23 protein-coding genes and 1 other RNA gene are annotated in these 24,323 nt (G+C 44.5%); 4 read left to right on the top strand and 20 right to left on the bottom strand.

All coding sequences use genetic code 11. The annotated features are described in order from the left end of the window. Positions 1-54: 54 nt before the first annotated feature. Entirely contained in the window at positions 55-1,101 is a 1,047-nt protein-coding gene (locus AB4027_RS03215; protein WP_368645943.1) for a YihY/virulence factor BrkB family protein, read from the bottom strand. A 146-nt stretch (positions 1,102-1,247) separates the two neighbouring features. After that, entirely contained in the window at positions 1,248-1,478 is a 231-nt protein-coding gene (locus AB4027_RS03210) for a DUF2969 family protein (RefSeq protein ID WP_091486505.1), read from the bottom strand. 163 nt (positions 1,479-1,641) lie between these two features. Between AB4027_RS03210 and AB4027_RS03205 the strand changes: the two genes are divergently transcribed. Continuing rightward, entirely contained in the window at positions 1,642-2,538 is an 897-nt protein-coding gene (locus AB4027_RS03205) for a fumarylacetoacetate hydrolase family protein (protein WP_368645942.1), read from the top strand. A gap of 64 nt (positions 2,539-2,602) precedes the next feature. Here the strand turns inward: AB4027_RS03205 and AB4027_RS03200 are convergent, their stop codons facing one another. The 9 genes from AB4027_RS03200 to AB4027_RS03160 all read right to left on the bottom strand — a co-directional run bounded on the left by AB4027_RS03200 (position 2,603) and on the right by AB4027_RS03160 (position 14,551). Continuing rightward, complete coding sequence (locus AB4027_RS03200; protein ID WP_368645941.1) at positions 2,603-4,321, bottom strand: Na/Pi cotransporter family protein; 1,719 nt, start codon at positions 4,319-4,321, stop codon at positions 2,603-2,605. 460 nt (positions 4,322-4,781) lie between these two features. Beyond that, positions 4,782-6,158 (bottom strand): M20/M25/M40 family metallo-hydrolase, encoded by a 1,377-nt coding sequence (locus AB4027_RS03195; protein WP_368645940.1) that lies wholly within the window; start codon positions 6,156-6,158, stop codon positions 4,782-4,784. Positions 6,159-6,263: 105 nt separating this feature from the next. Next, the gene (locus tag AB4027_RS03190) at positions 6,264-7,244 is read right to left on the bottom strand and encodes an ABC transporter ATP-binding protein (protein ID WP_368645939.1); all 981 of its coding nucleotides are present in this window, start codon (positions 7,242-7,244) and stop codon (positions 6,264-6,266) included. Then, on the bottom strand, positions 7,234-8,322 hold the full coding sequence (locus tag AB4027_RS03185) for an ABC transporter ATP-binding protein (protein WP_368645938.1): 1,089 nt from the start codon (positions 8,320-8,322) through the stop codon (positions 7,234-7,236). Before AB4027_RS03185 ends, AB4027_RS03190 begins: the two co-directional genes overlap by 11 nt. Before the next feature lie 97 nt (positions 8,323-8,419). Then, positions 8,420-10,087 carry an ABC transporter substrate-binding protein gene (locus AB4027_RS03180; RefSeq protein WP_091486516.1) on the bottom strand — a complete coding sequence of 556 codons (1,668 nt, stop codon included), beginning with the start codon at positions 10,085-10,087 and terminating at the stop codon, positions 8,420-8,422. Positions 10,088-10,156: 69 nt separating this feature from the next. Next, a complete protein-coding gene (opp4C, locus tag AB4027_RS03175; RefSeq protein WP_368645937.1) occupies positions 10,157-11,110 on the bottom strand; it encodes an oligopeptide ABC transporter permease in 954 nt (317 codons plus the stop codon). Between the two features lie 16 nt (positions 11,111-11,126). Further along, positions 11,127-12,077: an ABC transporter permease gene (locus tag AB4027_RS03170; protein ID WP_091486522.1), complete on the bottom strand. Its 951-nt coding sequence runs from the start codon at positions 12,075-12,077 to the stop codon at positions 11,127-11,129. Positions 12,078-12,110: 33 nt separating this feature from the next. Continuing rightward, on the bottom strand, positions 12,111-13,298 hold the full coding sequence (locus AB4027_RS03165) for a M20 family metallopeptidase (protein WP_368645936.1): 1,188 nt from the start codon (positions 13,296-13,298) through the stop codon (positions 12,111-12,113). 20 nt (positions 13,299-13,318) lie between these two features. Then, positions 13,319-14,551 (bottom strand): amidohydrolase, encoded by a 1,233-nt coding sequence (locus AB4027_RS03160; protein WP_368645935.1) that lies wholly within the window; start codon positions 14,549-14,551, stop codon positions 13,319-13,321. Positions 14,552-14,986: 435 nt separating this feature from the next. On the opposite strand from AB4027_RS03160, the gene AB4027_RS03155 reads away from it, so the two are divergent. Beyond that, positions 14,987-15,352 (top strand): hypothetical protein, encoded by a 366-nt coding sequence (locus tag AB4027_RS03155; protein ID WP_091486530.1) that lies wholly within the window; start codon positions 14,987-14,989, stop codon positions 15,350-15,352. A 91-nt stretch (positions 15,353-15,443) separates the two neighbouring features. Here the strand turns inward: AB4027_RS03155 and AB4027_RS03150 are convergent, their stop codons facing one another. The 5 genes from AB4027_RS03150 to pxpB form a co-directional block, all read right to left on the bottom strand. Further along, positions 15,444-15,938 (bottom strand): metal-dependent hydrolase, encoded by a 495-nt coding sequence (locus AB4027_RS03150; protein WP_368645934.1) that lies wholly within the window; start codon positions 15,936-15,938, stop codon positions 15,444-15,446. Positions 15,939-16,178: 240 nt separating this feature from the next. Then, positions 16,179-16,958, bottom strand: a complete 780-nt coding sequence (locus AB4027_RS03145; protein WP_368645933.1) for a Cof-type HAD-IIB family hydrolase — start codon at positions 16,956-16,958, stop codon at positions 16,179-16,181. Positions 16,959-16,994: 36 nt separating this feature from the next. After that, entirely contained in the window at positions 16,995-17,747 is a 753-nt protein-coding gene (locus AB4027_RS03140) for a LamB/YcsF family protein (protein WP_368645932.1), read from the bottom strand. A 27-nt stretch (positions 17,748-17,774) separates the two neighbouring features. Continuing rightward, a complete protein-coding gene (locus tag AB4027_RS03135; protein WP_368645931.1) occupies positions 17,775-19,214 on the bottom strand; it encodes a 5-oxoprolinase/urea amidolyase family protein in 1,440 nt (479 codons plus the stop codon). Next, positions 19,192-19,941 carry a 5-oxoprolinase subunit PxpB gene (gene pxpB / locus AB4027_RS03130; protein ID WP_368645930.1) on the bottom strand — a complete coding sequence of 250 codons (750 nt, stop codon included), beginning with the start codon at positions 19,939-19,941 and terminating at the stop codon, positions 19,192-19,194. Before pxpB ends, AB4027_RS03135 begins: the two co-directional genes overlap by 23 nt. 294 nt (positions 19,942-20,235) lie before the next feature. Between pxpB and AB4027_RS03125 the strand changes: the two genes are divergently transcribed. After that, on the top strand, positions 20,236-20,679 hold the full coding sequence (locus AB4027_RS03125; RefSeq protein ID WP_091486548.1) for a PH domain-containing protein: 444 nt from the start codon (positions 20,236-20,238) through the stop codon (positions 20,677-20,679). Positions 20,680-20,916: 237 nt separating this feature from the next. Continuing rightward, on the top strand, positions 20,917-21,174 hold the full coding sequence (locus tag AB4027_RS03120; RefSeq protein WP_368645929.1) for a DUF2188 domain-containing protein: 258 nt from the start codon (positions 20,917-20,919) through the stop codon (positions 21,172-21,174). A 62-nt stretch (positions 21,175-21,236) separates the two neighbouring features. Here AB4027_RS03120 and ssrA read toward each other — a convergent pair. The 4 genes from ssrA to smpB form a co-directional block, all read right to left on the bottom strand. After that, positions 21,237-21,605: a transfer-messenger RNA gene (gene ssrA, locus AB4027_RS03115) on the bottom strand. A gap of 209 nt (positions 21,606-21,814) precedes the next feature. Beyond that, a complete protein-coding gene (locus tag AB4027_RS03110; protein WP_368645928.1) occupies positions 21,815-22,741 on the bottom strand; it encodes a 2-dehydropantoate 2-reductase in 927 nt (308 codons plus the stop codon). Positions 22,742-23,017: 276 nt separating this feature from the next. Further along, a complete protein-coding gene (locus tag AB4027_RS03105; RefSeq protein WP_368645927.1) occupies positions 23,018-23,698 on the bottom strand; it encodes a histidine phosphatase family protein in 681 nt (226 codons plus the stop codon). A gap of 149 nt (positions 23,699-23,847) precedes the next feature. Next, a complete protein-coding gene (gene smpB, locus AB4027_RS03100) occupies positions 23,848-24,309 on the bottom strand; it encodes an SsrA-binding protein SmpB (RefSeq protein ID WP_091486563.1) in 462 nt (153 codons plus the stop codon). Positions 24,310-24,323: the final 14 nt, after the last annotated feature.

Raw genomic sequence — 24,323 nt, 5'->3', positions numbered from 1 at the left:
ATTTATGAGTAAAAATAAAAGAGCGAGACATCTCTGCCCTCGCTCTAAAATCTATTATTCCTCATTATCATTGATATAAGGATTTTTCTTCTCAAATTCTTTGACTTCGCCTTCTTTAAGCTTACCGACCTTATACAGTTTGCGTTTCAGCAGGGTAGTCTCTGCTTCACTTGGGTAACCTGTCCAGTCCGAATCTTGAAGTCGTTTTTCATTCCGTTTCTTGGCTTCATATTCGGGAACGGACATATAGTTTTGCCATTCAAAAATCATGGCATTGATCAGTGCTCCTAAAAGCAGGATCAGGCTGGACAGATACAGAAAGATCATCAGGGCAATGAAGGCACCGAATGTGGCATTAGCCACGGCATCTCCACCGGCAAAGCTTAAGTAAACTGAAAATCCTTGTGTCAGCAGGACCCAGCCTATTGTCGCAAAAATCGCACCTTGGTATGAATACTTCATGTTCAAGTGGTGATTTGGCACGACCCTATAGACGATCAGAAAAACCAGGAAGAGAATAACGACTAATATGACCCATCGGAGCAGCAGAAACTGCTGGATGAACGGGATGGTCATCCCGATCGTTTCTTCAATAAACATCAGGATCTGTTCACCAAACACAAAAGCAAAAATAACTGCACCAATAACCAGCACGATACCGATCATTGTGATCAGCGAAACGATTCGACCAATGATAAAATTGCTTGTGGGAACAGAGCCATAGACTTCATCCAGAACTCGCCTCAAAATGCTGATGACACGGCTGGCCGACCATAATGCAGCTAATAACCCGAAGGAGATCGCCCCACCACTGCCGCTTTCCAAATAGTTTCTGATTATTGGCTCGATGACATTGTATATATCCTGTGGGACAAAATCTGATGTCATATTCAGTACCTCACCAGGATCTATCGGCAGCAGGGGAATGATATTAGCCAGAACCAGCAATAATGGAAATAATGACAAGAGTAAAAAATAAGCCATCTCTGCGGCACTCTGATTAACGGTCGCTCTTTGCCAGTTTGACTGTGCAATTTTTATAAACCGAACGAGTTTATCTTTGCGTGGGATTTTATCTTCAACTTGTTCTACTTTATCCACATGTACACATCCTCTCTTATACATCTACTTGATTTAATCATAGCATAATTGAGGGGTCCATCCCTATCGAGAAGCACTGTTGAGAAAAAAACCGCTTATCCTTGGAAACAAAGAATAAGCGGTCGGATTCTATTTATTTAAATAAACTACTCGTCATGCAGGTTATGTTCTTCGATGAGCATCTGTACACCTTCATCTATTGAACGGGCTGTGCGCTTCTTGCCGGATTTAAATTCGACATTCACTAAACCGTCGCCTTCCTGCTGCAGTTTACCAATGACTTTTTTTCTAACAACGAGTTCGAATTCTGTAAACGACTCTGTATTATTTTTAGTTTCGTTGATTTCTACTTCAATGTGCTTATTTCTTTTTCCCATATGAATTCCTCCAGTTTCTCCTGTTTCATAAGTGTACTAAAAACCAGACAGTTGAGCAAGACTCAATCACTTAAAGCAGAAAAATCACAAGCGTTATTTTTGTTATCGTCTTCACGTCTATCTATAATTTTAAGTGAAGTAATATTAAAAAGGGGACTATATTATGAGACTCGTTCGATACAAAATAAAGGCAATGGCAGAAGAACAACTTGGAATTGAAATGGCAGATGATATTCTGGATATTCTTCGCCTGTCCCGACATCTGAGCACTTCTGTTCCGCGTACCATGGAAGAGCTGCTGGAGGACAATGCTATTGGATTAAATAACCTTCGAGAAACTTTAGTAGAAGCTGAGAAATCAGGTGTTAAATTTGATGATTATCTCATTCCTGCTTCTGAAGTGACTTATTTACCTTTGATAAAGAATCCGGAGAAAATCCTCTGTGTCGGCATGAATTATGTGGAACACATCAAGGCTACGGGTGGAGAAGTCCCGACCGCTCCAGTCTTTTTCAATAAGTTCTCAAATGCACTGGCTGCACATCAACAGACTATCCCGCTTCAGGCCAATGCACAGCATGTCGACTACGAAGCGGAACTGGTCATTGTCATAGGTGAACAGATCGACAATGTCTGTGAAAAGCATGCGGAGAAGGCCATTCTTGGTTACACTGTAGGCAATGATCTCTCTGAACGGGCATTTCAGTTCCAGTCATCACAATGGCTGATCGGCAAGACGATGGACCACTTCGCACCTGTTGGACCGGCGCTAGTTACTAAAGATGAAATCACGGCAGTCCAGGATTTAACTATCGAGACTAGACGAAATGGGGATCTGGTTCAGGACAGTTCCACCAGCGATATGTTATTTACCGTCAACAAGATCGTAAGCGAGGCTTCTCAATATATGTCATTGAAGCCCGGGGATCTGATTTTCACCGGCACCCCAAGAGGTGTGATCTTAGAGCAGACAAAAGACCAGCAGGAATGGCTGAAAGCAGGCGACCAGATCGACATCACGATCGAATCACTGGGAACATTGAGCAACACATTCATCTAGTCCTTCTGAATAAAACAGCAAAAAGAGGAACCGATCGCTTATTATCGGCTCCTCTTTTTTGTTGTTATTTCGTTTCAGTTACTTCTTCTATTTTACGTGCGTGACGCGGTCGTTTTGAATCCTGCTGGAATGGATAACGGATACCTAATGAATGTTTGGCGATTTTAACTGAGTGATCGGACATTCTTTCAAGGTTAGATACGATATCAACAAATAAAATCCCATCGGACGGAAGACCAGTGCCTCTGTTTAGACGTTCGATATATTTCTTACGAATATCTTCTTCTAAACGATTGACTTCTTTTTCACGCTTGATTACTTTACCGGCTAAGGAATAGCTGTCTTGTGTAAAGGAGGTGATCGAATCAGCAATGTTCTGTTCAACTAGATTGAATAATGCGATCAAGTCTTCATCGTAGAAGATTTTTTCAGGTTCTTTGTTCGTTTTCTTAGCCAGTTTTTTCTGGGCACGTGCCGCTTCTTTTATATTATTCAAGATGTTTTCACTGTGGTCACCGATACGTTCAAGATACTTCGTTATATCCATCATCTGTGAGTGTTCAGTGGAACTTTTTACTGGCAAGTCTTCGACAGAGATGAGCATGAGGTATTCAGTCAGGCGCATATCGATATCGTTGACAACTTCTTCCAGCTGCAAGGTGTTGGATAAGCTTGTATCGTCCTGATTTTTGTAGTACTTGAACATTTCTTTGTACTCTTCCAGAACGAAATCACCCATCTGCTGGATCTCAAGTTTTGCCTGGTTCAAAGCGACAGATGGAACAGTTGTGATGATCGAGAAATCAAGATGAGAAGCATCGTATTCGATCAATGCATCGTCTCCTGGAACGATCTTCGTTACGATTTTCGCTAGATAATCAATGAACCACATCTGAATGAGAACGTTCGTGACATTGAATAACCCGTGAGCCACAGCAATCTGCATAGGCGGATTCAGATTAAAGATAGGTGTGATCGCTACGATCAGTGACGTAAAAGGTCCAATGACTAAGAGAACCGCAAAAGTCCCGACCAGATTGAAGATGATATGTGACGCTGCTGTTCGTTTAGCTGCCACACTTGCCCCAATGGCTGCTAAGACGGCTGTAATCGTTGTCCCGATGTTATTTCCGAACAAGACCGGCAAGGCACCATCGATAGCGATCTGTCCTTGAGAATAAAGTTCTTGTAAGATACCGATACTCCCACTGGAACTCTGCACGAGCCATGTGAAGACCGTTCCAACTCCTACCCCTAAGATAGGATTGTCGCCCATGTCGATCATCAGCTCTCTGAAGGCCGGAAAATCTCGTAAGGGATACATGCCTTCTCCCATTAATTCAAGGCCATAAAACAGTGCCCCAAAGCCGAAGATGATCTGCCCGATACTGTTGACGGTTATGTTTTTTGAGAAGAAAAGTAAAAAAGCCCCGACAGCCATAATTGGCAACGCATAAGCCCCGATATCGATACCGATGATAAAAGCGGTGATCGTTGTTCCTATGTTGGCACCCATGATGACACCAATAGCCTGTTTAAGTTTCATAAAGCCGGCACTTACAAGTCCAACGGCCAACACGGTCGTCCCGGAACTACTTTGAATCAGGACAGTGACCACGATACCAGCGATGATCGCACGGATCGGAGTTGATGTCATCTGATTCAAGATGCTGCGTAAACTATCCCCAGCAGATTTTTGCAGGCCGTCTCCCATAAATTTCAAACCGAACAGGAATATACCTAATCCACCAGCGAACATGAATATCATTTGTTGTACGTCCACACGTAACCCTCCATTTTAATTTTCATAAGATTTTGAAATGCTGAGACAACTACCTGAATAAAGCAGTTCTTACTTAGCCAACCTCAGACACTCTGCTTCCATAATAAATGTAATAGATGAAGAATTGAATGGTTTTTTCGTTTATGAGAATATTTTAATGTCACTTACCCTTTAAAAATTCATTTTTCATATTAAAACGAAAGCGTTTCAGAAATAACTATCTTTGATAATAGTTTAATCGCGAATAAACTCATTTAAAACATGTAACAACATTCGTTTTCCGCCCCTTTTCAACCAGATTAATTCGCTTTCATTTAATGTTATCTTTTTCACCATCTTTTCCATAGCACCATCATATATTTACTTGTTGTTCACACTTCCGTAACAAATTAACCCACTCTTAATCTTTTCTTTACATTCGACCCATAGAAACAGAAAAAAGCAGAGACATGCTCTGCTTTCAGGCGTATTGGAAATCCTTCAGAAACTGGACCATGTGAAGTGTGCCTTCTTCAAAGTCTTTCAGCCGCACCGATTCATTCGGTCCGTGAGCTTTTGATTCAGCATATCCACAGCCGCTGCTGGCTACAGGTACGTTCAAGTATTCGCCGAAATAAGCCATCGGCCCAGATCCGGGATTTGTCGGTGATAGAACGACCTTAGAAGGGCCACCGTAAACTTTTTCAGCCGCTGTTTTGACCGTCTGCACAAAGGGACTTTCAAGATCAGAACGGAAAGCCTTCAGTCCTTTAAGTAAAATAAGCTCGACATCCTGAAACCCTTCTTTATCCAGATGTCTGCGTAGAACACGTTCGATATTTTTCGGATCCTGCCCCGGAACAAGACGGCAGTCTAGTTTTGCAGACGCCTTTCTGGGTAGTACAGTTTTAGTCCCTTCTTCTGTATATCCTGAAAGTAGACCACTGATCGTCATGGTAGGATAAAATGCCAGGGCTTCTTCCGTGGACCAGTCCAGATCCTTTGTAATGAAGGGATGCTTCAATCCATATATGCGGGTCATTTCTTTACTATTGACCTTGCCTTCTGCAACAACTTCCCGGGCATAATCTGACGGATGTTCTATATTATCATAAAAGCCGTCCACCAGGACATGATTGTCTTTGTCCCGAAGGCTGGCCAATGCATGCGTCAGACGCCAGGCAGCATTATCGATCACAGCTCCAAGGGATGAATGGATATCGACCTCGGCGCTTTCAACGATCAGATCGAAGTAGGCCATGCCTTTGACACCTGTCTGGATCACAAAGTTTTCTTCCTCATCTTTTCCGCCGAATTCCCAGATACAGCCGTCACTCGTGAACAAGTCAGCATATTTTTTGATATACTTATTAAGATTGGGACTTCCATTTTCCTCTTCCCCTTCGACCAGGAATTTCACATTGCATGGAAGCCCAGCCTCTGAATCCATCAGTGCCTGGATCGCATATAAACGGACGACAAAATTCGCTTTATTATCTGAAACCCCTCGACAATATAGGATCCCGTCTCTGACTGTCGGTTCAAACGGTTCACTTTTCCATTCATCTAGGGGGTCTTCCGGCTGAACGTCATAATGATTATAGAAAAGAACTGTCTTGTCAGCATTCCCTTTCTTGCCTGCAGGGAAATAGCCGTAAACAACGGGATTCCCACCGCAGTCATCTAAGACTTGCGTCTCCCCGCCTGTTTTTTCGATCATCTGTTTTACATACTCAACAGTCGGCAGAATGTTGCGGTTTTGAGTAGAGACGGAAGCCAACCGCAGATAATCAAAGAATTCCTCGTTTCTGTCTTTTATAATAGCTTTCACTGCTTCATCGGTTGTAGTCGTAGTCATTGGCATGATTTCTCCTCCTATGTAGATTAATAGACAGGGAAGAGATGATTCAGCTTTCACCTATCTTCTCATCCCTGTCTCTGATACTTCATATCTTTTGATACTCTAGGCATATTGTCTGGCCTTTTTCAGCAATTTCTCTCTTTTCTTTCGGTACAGAGGTATTTCATCTTCATGACAGTAGATAAAATGCTCCGGTGCGATCTCATGCAAAGCCACTTTGTCTAAATTATCATAATGATGATAGGCCGGATCGTATTCTGTTCGTACACGATGCCTTTCCGATTCAGGGTCGGGGGTAGGAATAGCAGATAAGAGCGATTCTGTGTACGGGTGTAGAGGTGCTTCATATAATTCCCCGGCATTTGATACCTCCAGGACCCGCCCGTTGTTCATTACACCGATGCGGTCACTGATATACTTGACCATGGACAAGTCATGGGCAATGAACAGGTATGTCAGATTGTTCTGTTCCTTGAGTTCTTTCAATAGATTGACCACCTGTGCCTGAATCGAGACGTCCAGTGCACTGATCGCTTCGTCAGCAATGATAAAATCAGGCTGAACAGCAAGTGCTCTGGCTATCCCGACACGTTGGCATTGACCACCGGAGAATTCTCTCGGATAACGGTTTGCAAACTGTTTATTCAGTCCGACAGATTCGAGTAGTTCATACACTTTTTCTGTTCGCTTGCTGCTGTCTGTTTCAAGACCATGGACTTTGAGTGCCCCGCCGATAATCTCTTTTACGGTAAGCCTTGGATTCAGTGAAGCATATGGGTCCTGAAAAATCATCTGCATAGATTTTCTGAACTTCAGCAAGTCTTTACGCCGTTTGATCTGCGATATGTCTTCGCCTTTGTAAAAGATCTGACCGCCGGTGATATCTCCCAGCTTGATCAGGGCACGTCCCGTTGTTGATTTTCCGCTGCCGGATTCTCCCACCAGACCAAAGGTTTCCCCTTCGTAGATAGAAAAGCTGACATCCTTGACGGCGCGTACTTCAGACTTTTTCCCTTCATTGAAATACTGCTTGTATGACCTGATTTCTACAATGGGTTTCTTCTCTTTCGGTTCAGCCGCCATTTATGCCACCTCCTGTGCTGTTAGCGTACATCTTTACTGAGAATAATGCCTCGTATTTTTCTTTTCGCCGGACCACTTCTAAAGGCGGTGTGACATCCGGTGCATCCGGATGGAGCAGCCACGTTTTCGCATAATGTGTATCGGTCACCTTGAATACTTCCGGCTCCTGCTGGAAATCAATGGCCAGAGCATAATCATTTCTTGCTGCAAACGCGTCACCGACCGGCGGATGCAGTAGATTAGGCGGTGAGCCAGGAATCGTATAAAGATTCTTCTGATCCACATCTAATGTCGGCATCGAGGCCAATAGTCCCCAAGTATAAGGATGCATCGGATTATAAAAGATCTCATCTGCTGTTCCGATTTCTACGATCTGACCGGCATACATAACAGCTACCCGGTCTGCCATTTGAGCTACAACACCCAAATCATGAGTGATGAAGATAATGGATGTGTCGAGTTCATCTTTCAGCTTGTTCATCAAATCAAGGATTTGTGCCTGAATGGTCACGTCCAGTGCCGTCGTGGGTTCATCGGCAATAAGGATTTTAGGTTCACAAGCCAGAGCGATCGCGATCATGACCCGCTGTCTCATCCCACCTGAAAACTGATGCGGATAATTCTTGTATGATTTTTTCGGGTGGTGTATGCCGACAAGGTCCATCAACTCCAGAGCTTTTTCCTTTGCTTCTTCTTTACTGACATTTTTATGTGCGATGATCGGTTCCGCGATCTGTTTGCCCACCGTCATCGTTGGGTTCAAGGATGTCATTGGATCCTGGAATATCATGGCGATATCATTTCCACGGATCCCCTGCATGTCTTTTTCTGACAGCTTTAATAAATCCTGACCTTCAAAAAGGACTTCCCCTCGTTCGATCAGCGTGTTCTTTTCAGGCAGCAGACGATTGATTGCTTTCGTTGAAACAGATTTGCCGCTTCCTGATTCGCCTACGATAGCCAGAGTCTCACCTTTTTTCAACATGAATTCAACACCTCTGACGGCTTTGACGACACCCTCGAATGTCTGGAAAGAAATTGCCAAGTCTTTGACTTCAAGTACTGTTGTTTCTTCCATGCCTTTCACCTCCAACTTTCTTATCTTCTTCGTCATTGAAGTCTCTGACACGGCAATGCCGCTGCTTACCGTGCCGGACTTCTATATTCCAGCTTTATTATTCAGGATCAATGGTCCATTCATTCACGTCGTACAAGGACCCTGCCCAGTACTCATTGATGCCACCATTCAATGATGTTGATTGAACACTGAACTGAGAATCGGAGTACAAAGGAACGACAAACATTTGCTCCTGCATATATTTCTGCAAGTCAGAATAGACGTCATAACGAGCATCAAATTCTGTTTCTGTCATGCCTTGTTCGATCAGTTCATCCATGGTCGGATCTGATACAGCCATGTTATTTGAAGCGGCTCCCGTTTGAAGATATGATGCTATGTTCGGATCGGCTGTATGTCCCCAGCCCATAAGACCTATATCATAATCCAGATCTTGAGCCATGGATAACCAGGTCGGGAAATCATAGTTGGACTGGTTGACTGTCAGCCCGATTTCTTCCAGCCACTGTTCGATCAGGTTTCCTGACTGTTCACGAACGGCATTACCTGTAGGCACGACCAATTCGATCGGTGTGTCAAAGTCGAATCCGGCATCTTCCAGAAGTTCTTTCGCCAGCTCCGGATCGTATTCCAGTGGCTCCAAGTCTGTATCTTTATATGGGCTGGCGGAAGAATAGGTCGAAGATAAGACTTCCCCATGTCCACCCAACAGATTTTCTACGATCGTTTCTCTATCGATCGCATGAGCAAAAGCTCGTCTGACTTGTGGATCAGTATATTTCTCGTTATTTATGATCATATACTGGGAGTTGAACGAAGGATGTTCTTCGACGACAACATCTTCCAGCTCTTCCAGCATACCGATATCCTGAACAGGAATCATACCAATCCCGCCACCGGCAGTCATATGCAGGTTCCCCGCCTGGAATTCAGTGATCAGAGATGTTCCGTTCATGATTTGTGCGTATATGGTCTTGATTTCTGGTTCACCACGGTAATAGTCAGGATTTGATTCCAGATGCACGTAGTTGTTATTATCGTATTCAACAAATTGATAAGCACCACTAAAGACAGACGGCATGGTTGCCGCTTCTGAGTTCGGCAGTTCTGAAAGTTCAATATCTTCAAAGACATGTTTAGGTGCAACAAGTACGTTCAGACCTAAGAACTCGGAAATATAATTCAAGTCGACTGGGTCTTTTGTCGTGATGGTCAGTGTTTTTTCATCTACGACTTCAAGTCCTGACAGTTCTTCCAGCCCCTCTTCTCTGACACCGGAAGCATCTGTTCCTTCGATCATCGCGACACTCGTTCCCAATGTCGTTTCAACTGCCGGATCAGCAATGGTGTTCAAGGTAAAGGCTACGTCTTCAGCCGTGACAGGGGTGCCGTCACTCCAGTTGGCATCCGCATTCACGGTAACCGTGAAGACTTGATTATCTTCAGTAGTCATTTCTGCCAGACCCGGTTCAAAACTGTCCGCTGTCGGCATGAAGAGCAAACTGTCGTAAAAGAATCGCTGAACCCATGTTGCGGCGACGCCAGGTCTGTAAAACGGATTGAAACTGTCCGGTGCATTTGTCAAACCGACCATCAATGTCGACGTATCGCCTTCTGATACGTCCGGCGTTGTTCCGGTTTCTTCTCCATCGGCTTGAGCCCCCTGTTCCATATCTGGAACATCATCACTGCCACATGCAGCAAGCAGTGCGGCTGATGCGACTAATAGTGTGGTGTATTTTGAACGTTTTTTCCAATGTGACATGTTGATCTCTCCTTATCTTATGAATCGATAGATTTAATCCCCTGAAATAGTCTTTCTCAAATGACATGTTTAATTTTTTGTTTCCCCTTCAATCGCTTCTCTCAAGCCTTCTCCAATAAAATTGATGGACAAGACTGCAATGAAAATCAATATACCAGCAGGTACCCATCTCCAGGGTTGCGCAGTCAGTACTCGCAGTGACTGAGCTTCGGACAAGATGTTACCCCAGCTGGGACGCGGTTTCTGCACTCCGACACCCAGAAAACTCAGTGATGCTTCAGTCAGTATTGCGGTTGCGATCCCGAAGGTTGCATTGACTAGAATAGGTGAAATGACATTGGGCAAAATGTGTTTAAACAAAATGCCTGGTGTCGAATAGCCAGTTGCTACAGCTGCGTGGACAAAATCCTGTTCTTTAAGGGTCAGCACCTGCCCTCTGACGAGCCTTGCAAGCGCCGGCCAGCTCAGCACCCCCAGTACGGCCGTTACCACCCATATTCCCGAGCCTAAAAGAGAAACCAGCGTCAGGATGACCATAAAGAATGGAAATGACATGACTGCTTCTGTGACTCGCATGATGAAACTGTCTACCACGCCACCGAAATATCCTGACACGAGTCCAAGTGTTGTCCCGATCACGACATAAATGGCAACTGAGCCTAAACCGACGATCATGGATACCTGGGTACCGTGTATCAGCCTCGACAGGACATCCCGGCCGATATCATCGGTACCTAAATAGAAATTATCATAAGGCGCAGCCTGAAACTGACCTGTGATAGCATCTCTTGGATGCGGCGAGAGTTGTGTGGCAAATACAGCAATTAGCAATAGGAGTATGAACACCCCTAAACTCACGACTGCCACTTTATTCTTGAAAAAACGCTTGGCGATCGTTTTGACATAGCTGTCGCTTTCATCTGTAATACCTTCTGCAGCATTATCTGGATAAGTCAGCCGTTCACGGGCATCCACTAAATGAAAAAGTACTTCTGCATTTTTATTTCCTACATTCTGAGCCATTTAACCTTCTCCTTCCTTAGTCATATTTGATTCGCGGATCAACAACAGCGTACATCACGTCAACGAATATATTGGCTAACAACACCACAAAAGCGGATAAGATCGTGATTGCCATAAGAATCGGCAGATCACGCTGCTGAATGGCTGTAATGGTCAGGCGACCGAGTCCCGGCCACTGAAAAATCTGTTCCGTTACGATCGCTCCGCCAACGAGACGCGGCAGATCTGTGCCGACAATCGTGATGACGGGAATCAACGCATTCCTGATTCCGTGTTTTGTCAGAATTACTTTCTGTGCGAGTCCTTTAGCTGTTGCGGTACGGATGTAGTTTTCTCCATAAACTTGAATCATCGTCGCCCGCATGTACCGGGTCATATTTGCAATGTAAAAGGCTGACAGCACGATCACCGGTAAGACTAAGTGACGTAGAACACTGAATATGCTTCCGTCAACCCCCAGTTCCTGCATACCTCCTGTCGGGAACCAGTTCAGCTGAACGGCAAAGATATAAATGAGCCCGAGGCCAAGAAAGAAGTTCGGTATCGAAACGCCGACAAAGGCACTGCCGGTCAAAAACGTGTCGACCCATGTTCCCTGTTTACGTGCACTGATTATCCCTAATGGAATGGCTACGATGTATGAAAATAAAAGTGTTGTCCCCATCAGAACGATCGTAGGTCCCAGTCTGGAAATAATGATCGGCAGGACAGGATAGCGTGTAGAAAATGAGATCCCCAAATCTCCCGTAACTGCTCGTCCCAGCCATCTAATGTACTGCACCGGATACGGCTGATCCAATCCCAAAGCCCTTCTTGTTGCTTCAACCTGCTGCACTGTCGCATCGGGTGTGATATAAAGATCTGTCGGTTCACCCGGAGCCAAGTTGATCATTATAAAAGCTCCAATCGTAATCATCAGCAGGACTGGAACGGCCGTCAGAAACCTCTTCCCCACATACTTTTTCATTTTCTCCCCTTCTTTCCTTTTTAAAAAACTTGTTTAGTGTGTCAAGTACTGGTCAATAATAGTTAAAAAGACCTCCCCAGATCTCAATAACGCCTGTTCATCGATTTCGAATTTTGGATGATGATGTGGATAAGCCACTTCATTTTCAGGTGGCTTAGCGCCGACACGGAGGAAGGCGCCCGGTTTATCCAGTAAAAAGTAGGCAAAGTCTTCTCCCCCCATTTGTCCTTCCACTTCTTCTACTTCATCTTTCGGAAAGACAGACAGAAATGCCTCTTTCACTTTCTCCACTTCTTCCGGCGTGTTCTGAATAGACGGATATCCTTGTGTATAGTCGATCTCGACCGTCGCATCGTATGCCGCCGCGATCTGACTGCTCATTGATTTCAGTTTGGCTTCGATCATCTGCTGCACGTCCTGATGCATGGTTCGGACGGTGCCGAAAATCTCAGCTGAATCGGCGATGATATTGTAGGCTTCTCCACCTGACTGAAAGCCGGCAAATGTGAGTACTGCCGGTTTGACTGGATCAGTGAGACGACTGACGATCTGCTGCAGTCCCGAGACGATTTGAGTGCCCACTGTTAAAGCATCATGTGTATCATGCGGGGCTGCCCCATGCCCCCCCTTTCCTTGAACTTTCAATGTAAAGGTGTCGGAATTCGCTGAACCGAAGCCGTAGTTGTAATACACCTGGTTCAGTGGCTGTTCAGCTCCTAAATGGATGCCAAAAACATAATCCACATCCTCCAGCGCGCCATCTTCCACCATCGACTTTGCTCCACCCGGAAGGACTTCTTCGGCATGCTGATGCAGCAAAACGACCGTGCCGTGCAGTTCATGCTGGTTATTCATCAGTACTTTTGCCACACTGAGCAGAGAAGCAGTATGACCGTCATGTCCACAGGCATGCATGAAACCTTCGTATTTAGATCTAAATACACTGTCCACTTCTTCCGTTACTCTCAGCGCATCAAAGTCTGCTCGCAGAGCCACTGTCGGTCCGGGATGCTTTCCTTTGATTTTTGCCACGATACCATATCCGTTACCAACATGCGTTCGAATATCTTCTATACCCATTGCTTTCAACAGGTTCACAATATATTTTGCTGTCTCCACTTCTTCAAATGACGGTTCGGGATGTTCGTGCAGATGTCTTCGCCACTTTACTGTTTCCTCAAAATTGTCAGTCAGTTCCTGTCTCCATTTGTCTAAAGTCATGTGTCACCCTTCTTTCGTTTTTAGTCTACAACTGCGGCTTTGTATGCTTCTTCTGTCTCCGATCCCTCACCATTCATTAAGTAGTGGCCGATGATATCCATGAAACATTGGCCACCGACAAGCATGGCCCGTTCATCAAAATCAAATTTTGGATGGTGATGCGGATAGATGATGCCTTTTTCTTTGTTTCCTGAATGAACGAAAAAGAACGATCCGGGTTTTTCCTGCAGGAAGTAGGCGAAATCTTCACCACCCATCCTCATTGAGGTAGAATCGATTTTCAACTCTTTCCTGTTGCTTTCGAATAATGATTTGATGAGTGCCGTTTCTTTTTCATGATTGAAAAGTGCCGGGTAACCGCGAGTATAGTTAACTTCACATGCAGCACCATGGGCATCGCAGATATGCCGGGTCATCGTGCTGATTTTTTCTTCGATCAAGTTTCTCAATTCAGGATCGAATGTTCTGACGGTTCCTTTGATCACTGCTTTGTCTGCAATAACATTGTGAGCACCATCGCCTGCTTTCAAAGTCGAGACCGTCAGTACCCCGGCTTTTTTAGGGTCCTTGTTCCGGCTGATGATAGACTGCAGCTGGTTGACCACGTATGAGGCAACCACGACAGAATCGACTGTTGCACTCGGGTAGGCGGCATGTCCTCCCTTGCCCTGAATGGTTATGTCAAAGAAGTCTGCCGCGGCCATCGCATATCCTGAACAGTAAGACACTGTTCCGAATTCAAGCGGTGATCTTAAGTGAAGGCCGTAAACTGCATCGACATCATCCAATACACCAGCTTCGACCATGGATTTCCCTCCTCCAGGCAGCACTTCTTCCGCATGCTGGAAAATAAATTTCACAGATCCCGACAGCTCATCTTCATGCGCCTTCATGACTTTAGCTACACTCAGCAAGGTGGCTGTGTGTCCATCGTGGCCACAGGCATGCATGACTCCTTCATTTTTTGATGCGAAGGGCAGCCCCGTCTCTTCCTCAATACGCAAGGCGTCAAAGTCAGCCCGGAAAGCAATGGTTGAACCAAGATTTTTTCCTCTTAAGTATGTAACGATTCCTCCACCGCCCACATTTTCTTCGATTTCCGTATATCCGAATGATCTTAATTTCTCGACGATAAATTTTCTCGTATCCCACTCCTCAAAGGAGGGTTCCGGATTCTCGTGCAAGTGTCTGCGCCACTGAACCGTATAGGGAAAACATTCTTTCAGTTCTTCTTCTATCGTATTTATTGACATGTCATCCACTCCTAAATGAGATTAAATAATAAAATGAGAGTTTTCTAATAATGCTAAGTTTTTTTAAAGTCTAAAGATTTCAAGCATTAAAGTCAACGATATAGTCACTTTTATTATCATCGTTTTCTCATCAAATTCTATTTTATAACTCATTTTGTTTGACCTGTTAAACAACGAAGCGTTTTCATTATATTGTGACATAAATGTGACAACCAGCCGCCTGTTACCTGAATCCATACTGTTTCTGTTCAATATGTTAGAATAAATGCCTCTAATCGAACAGTTAGTGACCAAGGTGTGAACGCTTCGTTGCATGTTTATGACACTTCATCCTGTCACATTTACTTTGGTCTGAAGAAGTCCTATACTTAGATACATCAAAATAACTTGCTCCCTCTTTCAATCGAGAAGATCGCAGTAAGTAGAGGTGATTCTATGACAGAAACAATCGAGAAAGATTTAAATGATTTACGACAGTACGCAAAATCCATCGGCTTGACACCTGAAGAGTATGCATTGAGTCTTCACGAGAAAAATCAGGCTATCAAATCAGTCTTTCTGGAAAATGGCTCTGACTTTAAATCTTTTGTTAGTGAATTTCATGAGGTTTTGGATGGAATGACCCGTTACAAAGAGACCGATGCGAAGAAAAGCTCTTGTGAACATAACCGGCTTATTCAACAAGTAACCGAACTTCTGTATTCAACAAGTCAGGATCCCAAGTTACTTGCCCAGCTGTTTCAGCATTATCCACAAGGAATCGAAGGAAAACTTGAAGAACTGAACAGACCAACGTCATAAATAAAATAGCCTGATCCGATAAACAGTCGGATCAGGCTATTTTATTGTATATGCCGCTGGCTAGCGATGCCGGTAAACGAAACACTTTTTCCTAGGACAAGAGTCGCAGCACCTGATAGAACAGTCCCAAACAAGCGGTTATATAGAGAAGTTTCTCGCTTACCTTCCCCGTTCTATAATAGATCATCTTAAAGCCGAACTGTATACGTCTGTTATAAACAGGCTGAAGCCAGGCCACTCCGGCTTTTGAAAAGGAATCTTCAATCAAGTGTGCCATGTATCCGACGATGAGCCAGTCAGCCCATACCAGAGGCAGTTGAAAGGACGTCAACAGAAATCGGATAGCGAACAGGAAAAAGATAACGCCCGCAAGTGAATGAGCCAGCCCTCTGTGACCGAAGATCGTCCCCACACTATCACTTAATCCTCGTGTCCGGTTACCGATAAAGGATTTAGGATGGTCGATATCCGGCAGGACCGAACCGATTCCTACGGCGATAATATTACCAAGAGATAAAGAGCCAGTCGATACCAAAAAAGGTAAAGTCACCGCATAAGTCACGGCTATATGAGTGTTGTAAAGCATGTTTTTCTCCTTAGTGATCATCTATGATTATTTATTGTTACTGCAGGTCAAACGTAAGGAGTTGCAGTAATAATTGCAGCAACTCCTTACGTTTAAGGCTTATCTTAAGAAGTTGACAAAATATACGCTGCAACTCCTTGTATTTTAGCTTTATCTTAAGAAGTGAAGATAAAATCAGCGTCGACTTCTTAAGATACGGTAAAGAGGCAGGGCGCCCTGCCTCTTTTCTTCTATATAAGATCAGTCGATCAGTTTAAAGTGTTTCATTCCTTCGATCAAACCACCGTCTGTATTAGACGAAGTCACGTAATCCGCAATTGCCTTCACGTCATCTTTACCATTAGCCATTGCTACACTGTGATCAACACGTTCCAGCATCTCCTTGTCATTGGATCCGTCGCCAAAGGCATAGAGTGGCACGTCTTCCATATCTATGGACTTGAGGAGAGCATCGATGCCTGTCGCTTTCGAGTGGCCTTTAATAATGGTGTCGATGCTGTAGGGCGTGTTCCGATAAAAGGATAACTCCGGGAAAGCGTCAAAATACGGCTGGTCCAGTGAAGGATCGTCATTGATGACCAGCATCATCAGAATGTCTTCCTTTTCATCCAGTCCTCCGTCGATCTTCGGCGGGTTTTCATGGATGAAATTATAGGCATTCTTTAAAGTCTCATTGTAGCGAGTAGCTCTGATCTTATCTGAAGTATAAAGTGAGAGCGGCATATCCTGCTCATGCGTCATTTGCTTCAGTCGGTCGACCAGTGTCTGCGGGATGACATTACGGTAGACTTCTTCCCCTTCAAATTGGATATACTGGCCATTCAGTGTGATGAAAGAGTCGATCACCGTCTCCTCCAGTACGTGCTGAATCTCTATCGGGCTGCGTCCTGTTGCAATGAACGGAACGGCTCCTTTTTCTTTGAGTTGGACCAGCGCCTCTTTCACATCTTCATCCACTAAAGATTCTTCGTTCAATAATGTCCCATCTAAATCAAAAAATACTAATGCGGTTGGTTTCAATTGTATACCCCTTTTATTCAAGATTAATTAATTTACTTATATTGCTGCTGATACGTCGATTCCCCGCTCTTTTAAGGCGTTATGAATCTTTCCTGCAAACTGGACAGCTTTTGGGTTATCGCCATGCACACAAATGGTATCGGGCTTTATGGCGATCCATTCTCCCGTCACTGCCTTTACTCGTCCTTCTTCCACCATCTGTAACACGCGGTCGACGGCCAGCTCTTCATCCAGTATGAGTGCATCCGGATGGCTTCTGGGGACCAGTGTGCCGTCTTCTTCGTAATTCCTGTCGGCAAACACTTCCTGCGCGTATGAAAGTCCGGCATCCTGGGCGGCTTTGATCAGCTGGCTGTTTGCCAGTCCATACAGAATCAGACGAGGATCGACTTCTCTGATCCCTTCACAGATACCTCTTGCTAGATTATAGTCTCCTGCAGCCATGTTGTAAAGCGCGCCATGAGGCTTCACGTGATGCAGGATACCCGTTTTACTGAAACTTTGCAGGGCACCTATCTGGTATTTGACGTAGTTTTTAGCCTCAGCTTCTGTCACAGCCATGTTGCGGCGACCGAAGCCCATCAAGTCAGGCAGTCCGGGATGTGCGCCCAGAGCAACCTGCTGCTTTTCCGCTGCCTCTACTGTCGCTGCCATCACCATGGGATCCGCTGCATGGAATCCGCAGGCGATATTGGCCGAGGTGATATACGGCAGGATGTCTTTATCCATCCCCATCGTAAATGGACCAAAACTTTCTCCGAGATCGCAATTAAGATCGATTTTTCGCATGTCTTTCACTCCTTTCGTTCTCTCTAATCACTCTTCACTTTCCAGTTCCATGATCGGCTGGCCATATTCGACCATCTGCCCGTCGTTTACTTGAAAAGAGCGAACGATTCCACTTTTATCCGCTGTAACATCATAAGATAGATTCAGTGCCTCGACCCTGCCGACTGTCTGACCAGCCGTGACCCTGTCCCCTTCTTTTACAAAAGGAGTTTCTTTATTTTCTGGACTGGTATAAAACAGGCCGACTAAGGGAGATGAGATAGTTAATGTTTCAAGCGGCACCAAAGTGGGTTCTGGTCTCGTTTTTCTCTCAGAGACATTTCGGCCGACCTCTTTCAACTGAGGGTTCTGTTTAACGAGCCTGATTTTTATCTGTTCATCTTCATATGAAAAGTAATTCAATGAAGAGGCATCGACCGTTTCGATCAGTTCACTGACCCTGTCAGCAGACCAGTCACCATCTTCCTGGTTATCTTTTCCGTCGGTGGCTGCAGAAGTATTCTCTGTTGTTTCTTTCTGTTTCTTAAAGTTCGTTTCCACTCTTTTTAAAAATCGCTCCTGTTTTTTCAGCAGGTGTTGTGCCTTCTTCAAAGTGATCGGCTCAAACTGGATGCTTTTCCCCGGATAGCATTGAACTAGTCTTGGAATATCTACCGTACAGACCGTCCCGATCACCGGATACCCGCCCGTTGTCTGCCTGTCCGCCAGCAGCACGATCGGCTGCCCATTTGGAGGGACCTGTACATCCCCCAGCACTGTTGCTTCTGAGATAACTGCTTCCTGACTTATAGTCTCTATCTTTGGCCCATCCAGACGGTAACCCATCCGATCCGACCGGGACGAAACCGTGTATTCTTTTTCAAAAAATCCGGCCGCCGCTTTTTCAGAGAACAGCTCTATCTTGGAAGCCGGAATCACACGGAGATGAATGTTATCCTCCGTATCTTGATTGACCCAGTCCGGCAAAAAATCGCGAGTGCGCTTGTTGAGCGACGGATCCGGTTTTCTAAAGGCTATAGAATCTCCTGTTTCTAAGGTACGTCCGTGAAAGCCGCCGAGACTATATCGTGTACTTGTCGATCGGCTGTTCATGACTTCCGGTATATCCAGTCCACCGGCAAAGGCAATATAGGCCAGCGTTCCCCCTTTGAGTGACCCGGTCGTCAGCTCGTCCCCCGCGTCGATCTTCAGTGTCTGGTACATCTTGACCGGCTTTCCATTGATTTTCGGACGACATTCAGCGCCAGTCAAAGCTATCGTGTTAGACTGGGTAAAAAGAAAGGAACTGCCTGTGACCATCATTTCCAGACCGGCTTCGTCCCGTTCATTACCAACCAGGATGTTGGCCAGTCTCAAAGACGTCAGGTCCATGGCTCCCGAAGCAGAAAATCCATAGCGCTGGAAGCCATTCCTACCTGAATCCTGAACCGTTGTATGCATACCGCTATTCGTTATCCTTATCCCCAAAGCTATCCTCCTCTACTATATGATATAAATCTTCAGCATTTGTGTTTTGACTGCTCATTTCTTCATACTCGTTTAAAGAGATGGGCCGGAAGCGGATATAGTCTCCAGCTTCATACAGGATCGGGGACTCCCGGTCAGCATCAAACAGTTTGACCGGTGTCGAGCCGATGATCCGCCACCCTCCAGGAGAAGCCATAGGATACATGCCGGTCTGATCTCCGGCAATCCCTACTGCTCCGGCCGGAATATTCAAGAGCGGCGATGCAAGTCGAGGCATACTAATTATCGGGTTCATCTCTCCCAAATAAGCAAAGCCCGGAAGAAAACCCAGCATATAAATCAAATAGTCAGGTTCACTGTGAAGCTGGATCACTTCCTCAACAGACAGCCCGGCGTGTTCGGCGACAGCTTGTAAATCTGGTCCAAGTGTTTCGTCATAGCAGACCGGGATCTCAATGATCCGCTTTCTAAGCCTGCTGGTCTCATCCAAGTCAGCCAGCAGTGGCTGAATATCTAAAAGGAGCGTGTGATAATCTGTCTGAAGCGTATCATAAAGCACAGTCAGAGTTCGGAAGGCAGGAATGGTTTCTGTGATCCCGGTGATTTTCTTTCGGGAGATCCGGTCACTAAGTTGTTTGACTCTTTGATTGATTTTTCTGTCGATTTTGTTTTCAAAGAGAACCTTCAGTGCCTGGTCTCCGGCCGGTACGATTTCGGGCTGTGACATCTAATCTTCCTTTCCGCCGATCTGTCTTTTTCTTGATCACTTTCATTATACCGTTTCTTTTCTTACATTTTAACTTTAAATTATCTATTCAACAGCGTCATCTGGATATTCAACGAAATTCTTTAGTGTACATATAAACTTCACTGACAACGTCGAATCTGGCATTACGTCCTTAGTTCAATCTGCTCCATTCCGCCGATCTAAATAAAGCCTTTTCATTTTGGTGGCTGCGAGCTTTCATAACTTTTAAAGAGTGGTATAATTAAACAAACACTATAGAAAGAAGGAGTTAACATGGAAGGATTCAATCTCAGCTCAATGATACAGGGTTCTCTCGGTAACCACTCAGAAAAGTCTCCTGAAGAACTGACAAAGGAATACTCAGACTATCTCTTTGATGGAGAGAAGATCATGATGGGGTATCGTCTTATCCGCGACGACCTCGTCTTTACGACGCTGCGTATCCTCTTTATCGACAAACAGGGAGCAACAGGGAAGAAAGTTTCATTCAAATCCATCTACATCGATTCCATCATCAATGTGGAAATGGAAACGGCCGGCACGGGTTTCGATGATAGTGAAATAACTGTTACTTATCTGGAGAATGCTTATCAGAAGTCCAATAATGAGCGTTTAGCTGAACAGACCTTTGAATTTCCGAAGAAAACAGACATTGCCTCGCTATATAGAACCCTTGGGAATGTCAGCGTAAAAAACCGTGAACGCATCAATAATTGATCCCCTAACGTGATGCTTTCATATCAAAAGCTGATACTTACAGTAAGCAGTCCCTTTAAACTGAACGCCCTTCATGTAACGCGGCGTTACGTTTGAGGTGGCTGCTTTGTTCTGAATTTCTGTATTGGCGGATCCCTTTAACCCGTATTCATTCTCAGAAGTCGCCAATTCATATGTTTTGACAGATACTCAGTTTTATGTGAAATTGAGGTCAGACAAAATGAAGGAGCAAGATCAATGACACCAGCAGACAACAACCGTGGTAATTATTTTGAAAAAAGAGCAGGAACTGACGATGCACGCTACCATGTGGTGACCGGCGAAGATGCTCGTTGGGAAGTCAAAAAAGAAGGCGAACGGGAAGCGATTTTTGAAACGGATGACAAAGATGAAGCGATAGAAGAGGCCAATAAAAGAGCCGAAGAAGCTGAATCCAAAGTAATCGTACACGGTCAAGACGGTCAGATCGAAGACCAGATCGAATTTGACCAGTAAAAACTGAAAAACAAAAAGAAGAGAACCGCCATTAAATTGGCGGTTCTCTTCTTTTTGTTAGTGTATGGAGTTGAGGGGAGTCGAACCCCTGTCCAGACATATCGACACTCGAGTATCTACGTTCATAGTTCTACTATTTGAAAGTTCGCTCGACATCAGCCGTAAAACAGGCATCATGCTTCGCTAGTCTGATGATCTCTTCTTAGTCTTGCAGACGGAAAGACTAAGCGTATCCCACTTATTATAGGACCCGATACCGAGCACATGGGCGATGCCGGTCGGATCACGCTAAGCTGTTATTACGCAGCTAAAGCGTAGTTGTTGTTATTGTTGTTTGCAGTTATATTTAACTGTGACGTTGGTACGCAGTCTCGTCACCTGCGGAACGCAACCCAAGCTCAATCTATGCCTGTCGAATCCGTAACAACCCCGACATATTAGATAGAGTCTGGCTTGACTCTGTAGTTATTATAGCACATTTTTCTGAAAAAGAAAAGTACGTTCGCTTATTTTTAGTAAGTATCTGTCGTTTTTGTGTTGTCCCGTGCTTATATCATTAAACTCTTTCAATCGCAAAAAAACAAGAAACAGACTATTCTTTACTGGTGCTCAATTCATAGAACAGTCTGTTCATCATTTTTTATCTGGCAACGCCTAAGAGGTCTTCCTTGGCATGGATCAGATCAGTTATCTGCTGGCAGTATGGAGCTTTCAGTCCAACTTTTCTAGATTCTTCAGCCACCAGTCCATTTAGAAAATCGATCTCTGTCGGTCGTTTATTCGACAGGTCCTGATGCATGGAAGGATAATGGGAACCCAGTTTTCTTGACACGTTATAAATGTATTCCAATGTTTCTTCCAGGTCGAAGTGAATTCCCTTTACTTTTGCCAGGGCAGCAAATTCGGAAACGATCCCTTTCAGCAGTGACTGATGCGTCGACGTTGAAAAGATCTCATTGATATTAGCATCCATTAGAGCACATAAGGCATTCATCGTGCCATTCACACATGCTTTTCTCCATGTGGTGAACTGGACATCCTTACTGTAATGCCCATTTAAATGACTCTCATTCAAAATAGCGACAACTTTTTCAGCTTTATCTTTGCTTTCTGGTGCGATATTCTGAATTTCTACCGGGCCGTCACCGTACAACGTGGTCTGGCCAGGTCCATTCAGGCTGGCAGTCCAGACTGTCGTTCCCATGATGATATTCTCTCTCGGTACATACTTCTCTATCGTATTTTCATGACCTAAGCCGTTCAGCAGACAGACGACGATCGTATCTTCAGACAGTGTATGTCCAATGTCCTCAAGCATTTGCTTTAAACCCATTGCTTTAGTGAATACAAAGACGAGGTCAAACTGATCAGTGGCTTCACTCGGCTTCATCATAGGAATGTTTACGCGTTCTGTCTGATGATTGACGGTTACCGTCAGACCATTTTTGTTGACTGCTGCTATATGCTCATCCCAGTAATCCAGGAGTGTGACCTCATATCCGTTTTTCTTCATCTGGAAACCAAAGCCGCTCCCCAAAGCACCTGATCCCGCGATTGCTATTTTCATATCTCATATCCCCTTTTATGCCGCTTCCTGCTTTTATTCGTGTGCAGCTTCATTCAATTAGGATTTATGCTGCACTTCAGTTCTACTGCATTTACTATTCATTCATTTCAGTTGTTAAATTGACTGAATAATTATATCATATATCGTTAAGCGTTTCAGAAATTTTCATGAAATTTTCAAATCCTAAGTTGAATATTAAAAAAACTCCTACATCTTCCCCTTTTCTAATAAATAGAAAAAGGAGTGATATAAGAGTTCAGTAGGTATTTAGTTGTTTTATTCGGCATCTCTAAAATGAGAGACATCATTGTATTTTTCGATATGGAACAGACCATCCTCATATTTGGCAACAGATACGCTGGCATTTAATAGACTCTGTCTGTCATCAAGATCCGGAATAAGGTTCTGCAGGATATAGCGGATCGTTCCGCCGTGTGCCACAAGCAGGATTTTTTCACCCGTATCCCGGTGACGATCGATCAGTTTCAAAAGACCTTTTTCAACACGCGACCAGAACATCATGAAGTCTTCCGCGTGCTTTTCTGGATCGATGGCTCTAAAGGCATCCATGCGTTCAGGTACGTCTGTGTTTCTGAACATTTCCTTCTGTGTCTCATAGCCTAGATAATCACTTACTTTATCGTAAGCTTCAGAACCATACATACCTTCCATCGATCCAAAGAAAACTTCTCTGAATTCCGGCATCTGGATCATATTCATCGTTTCGATCTGGCCGTTTTCTTCCAGGATAATTTGAGCTGTTTCCTGTGTTCGGGACAGATCGCTCGTATAGACAGCATTGAATTTCACTTCTTTCAATCCACGGCCGCAGCGTCTGACATCTTCTTTCCCGTGATCCGTCAGTGGTGCATTACACCATCCCTGCATTCGCCCATAATAGTTCAAATAAGTTTCTCCATGACGGACAAAATATATCGTGACACCCTTGTTAGCCATACTTTTCCTCTCCTTCACTCATCTTCTTCTTTTATTCTAACAAATTACGGAGGTTTTAGCGATAATATAGCCAGGCTAAAACGTATTCAGTTTTTTTATAGGCTATACAGAAAAACGGTATGAGCTACAGCCCATACCGTTTTTTCATTTTAATAGTTTTCTTTTACAGCCCGTCTTAACTGACGGTCCTGGTCGCGTCGCTTGATCGTTTCTCGCTTGTCATACTGTTTCTTCCCTTTGGCCAGGCCTATCAATACCTTAGCAAAGCCATTTTTGATGTAGACTTTCAATGGGATCAGCGTGACACCGCCCTGTTTCACTTCTCCGACAAGTTTGTCGATCTGCTTTTTCTTCATGAGCAGTTTTCGTGTTCGCACTGGATCATGATTGAATTGATTTCCCTTGTCGAAGGGAGCAATATGCACATTATATAACCAAATTTCGCCATCACGAATGCCCGCATAGCCATCTTTGAGGTTGATGCGACCGGCGCGGATCGACTTGATCTCGGTCCCCTGCAGAACAATTCCGGCCTCTACGGTATCAAGGATGGAATACTCATACCGTGCTTTTCTATTCTGGGCAATCAGCTTACCTTCTCCTTTTGGCATATAACTCCTCCTCT

The organism is Alkalibacterium putridalgicola, from assembly GCF_040959045.1.
Taxonomy (GTDB): Bacteria; Bacillota; Bacilli; order Lactobacillales; family Carnobacteriaceae_A; genus Alkalibacterium; species Alkalibacterium putridalgicola.
This window is presented reverse-complemented; position numbering and strand designations above follow the sequence as displayed.

What these genes read in the sequence shown, in the direction of transcription:
- AB4027_RS03160 (WP_368645935.1), bottom strand. Translation starts at nt 14,551, where the DNA reads ATGTCAATAAATACGATAGAAGAAGAACTGAAAGAATGTTTTCCCTAT.
- pxpB (WP_368645930.1), bottom strand. Translation starts at nt 19,941, where the DNA reads ATGTCACAGCCCGAAATCGTACCGGCCGGAGACCAGGCACTGAAGGTT.
- AB4027_RS03125 (WP_091486548.1), top strand. Translation starts at nt 20,236, where the DNA reads ATGGAAGGATTCAATCTCAGCTCAATGATACAGGGTTCTCTCGGTAAC.
- AB4027_RS03150 (WP_368645934.1), bottom strand. Translation starts at nt 15,938, where the DNA reads ATGCTTTACAACACTCATATAGCCGTGACTTATGCGGTGACTTTACCT.
- AB4027_RS03210 (WP_091486505.1), bottom strand. Translation starts at nt 1,478, where the DNA reads ATGGGAAAAAGAAATAAGCACATTGAAGTAGAAATCAACGAAACTAAA.
- AB4027_RS03195 (WP_368645940.1), bottom strand. Translation starts at nt 6,158, where the DNA reads ATGACTACGACTACAACCGATGAAGCAGTGAAAGCTATTATAAAAGAC.
- AB4027_RS03120 (WP_368645929.1), top strand. Translation starts at nt 20,917, where the DNA reads ATGACACCAGCAGACAACAACCGTGGTAATTATTTTGAAAAAAGAGCA.
- AB4027_RS03140 (WP_368645932.1), bottom strand. Translation starts at nt 17,747, where the DNA reads ATGCGAAAAATCGATCTTAATTGCGATCTCGGAGAAAGTTTTGGTCCA.
- opp4C (WP_368645937.1), bottom strand. Translation starts at nt 11,110, where the DNA reads ATGGCTCAGAATGTAGGAAATAAAAATGCAGAAGTACTTTTTCATTTA.
- AB4027_RS03155 (WP_091486530.1), top strand. Translation starts at nt 14,987, where the DNA reads ATGACAGAAACAATCGAGAAAGATTTAAATGATTTACGACAGTACGCA.
- AB4027_RS03165 (WP_368645936.1), bottom strand. Translation starts at nt 13,298, where the DNA reads ATGACTTTAGACAAATGGAGACAGGAACTGACTGACAATTTTGAGGAA.
- AB4027_RS03185 (WP_368645938.1), bottom strand. Translation starts at nt 8,322, where the DNA reads ATGGAAGAAACAACAGTACTTGAAGTCAAAGACTTGGCAATTTCTTTC.
- AB4027_RS03180 (WP_091486516.1), bottom strand. Translation starts at nt 10,087, where the DNA reads ATGTCACATTGGAAAAAACGTTCAAAATACACCACACTATTAGTCGCA.
- AB4027_RS03110 (WP_368645928.1), bottom strand. Translation starts at nt 22,741, where the DNA reads ATGAAAATAGCAATCGCGGGATCAGGTGCTTTGGGGAGCGGCTTTGGT.
- AB4027_RS03205 (WP_368645942.1), top strand. Translation starts at nt 1,642, where the DNA reads ATGAGACTCGTTCGATACAAAATAAAGGCAATGGCAGAAGAACAACTT.
- smpB (WP_091486563.1), bottom strand. Translation starts at nt 24,309, where the DNA reads ATGCCAAAAGGAGAAGGTAAGCTGATTGCCCAGAATAGAAAAGCACGG.
- AB4027_RS03190 (WP_368645939.1), bottom strand. Translation starts at nt 7,244, where the DNA reads ATGGCGGCTGAACCGAAAGAGAAGAAACCCATTGTAGAAATCAGGTCA.
- AB4027_RS03170 (WP_091486522.1), bottom strand. Translation starts at nt 12,077, where the DNA reads ATGAAAAAGTATGTGGGGAAGAGGTTTCTGACGGCCGTTCCAGTCCTG.
- AB4027_RS03105 (WP_368645927.1), bottom strand. Translation starts at nt 23,698, where the DNA reads ATGGCTAACAAGGGTGTCACGATATATTTTGTCCGTCATGGAGAAACT.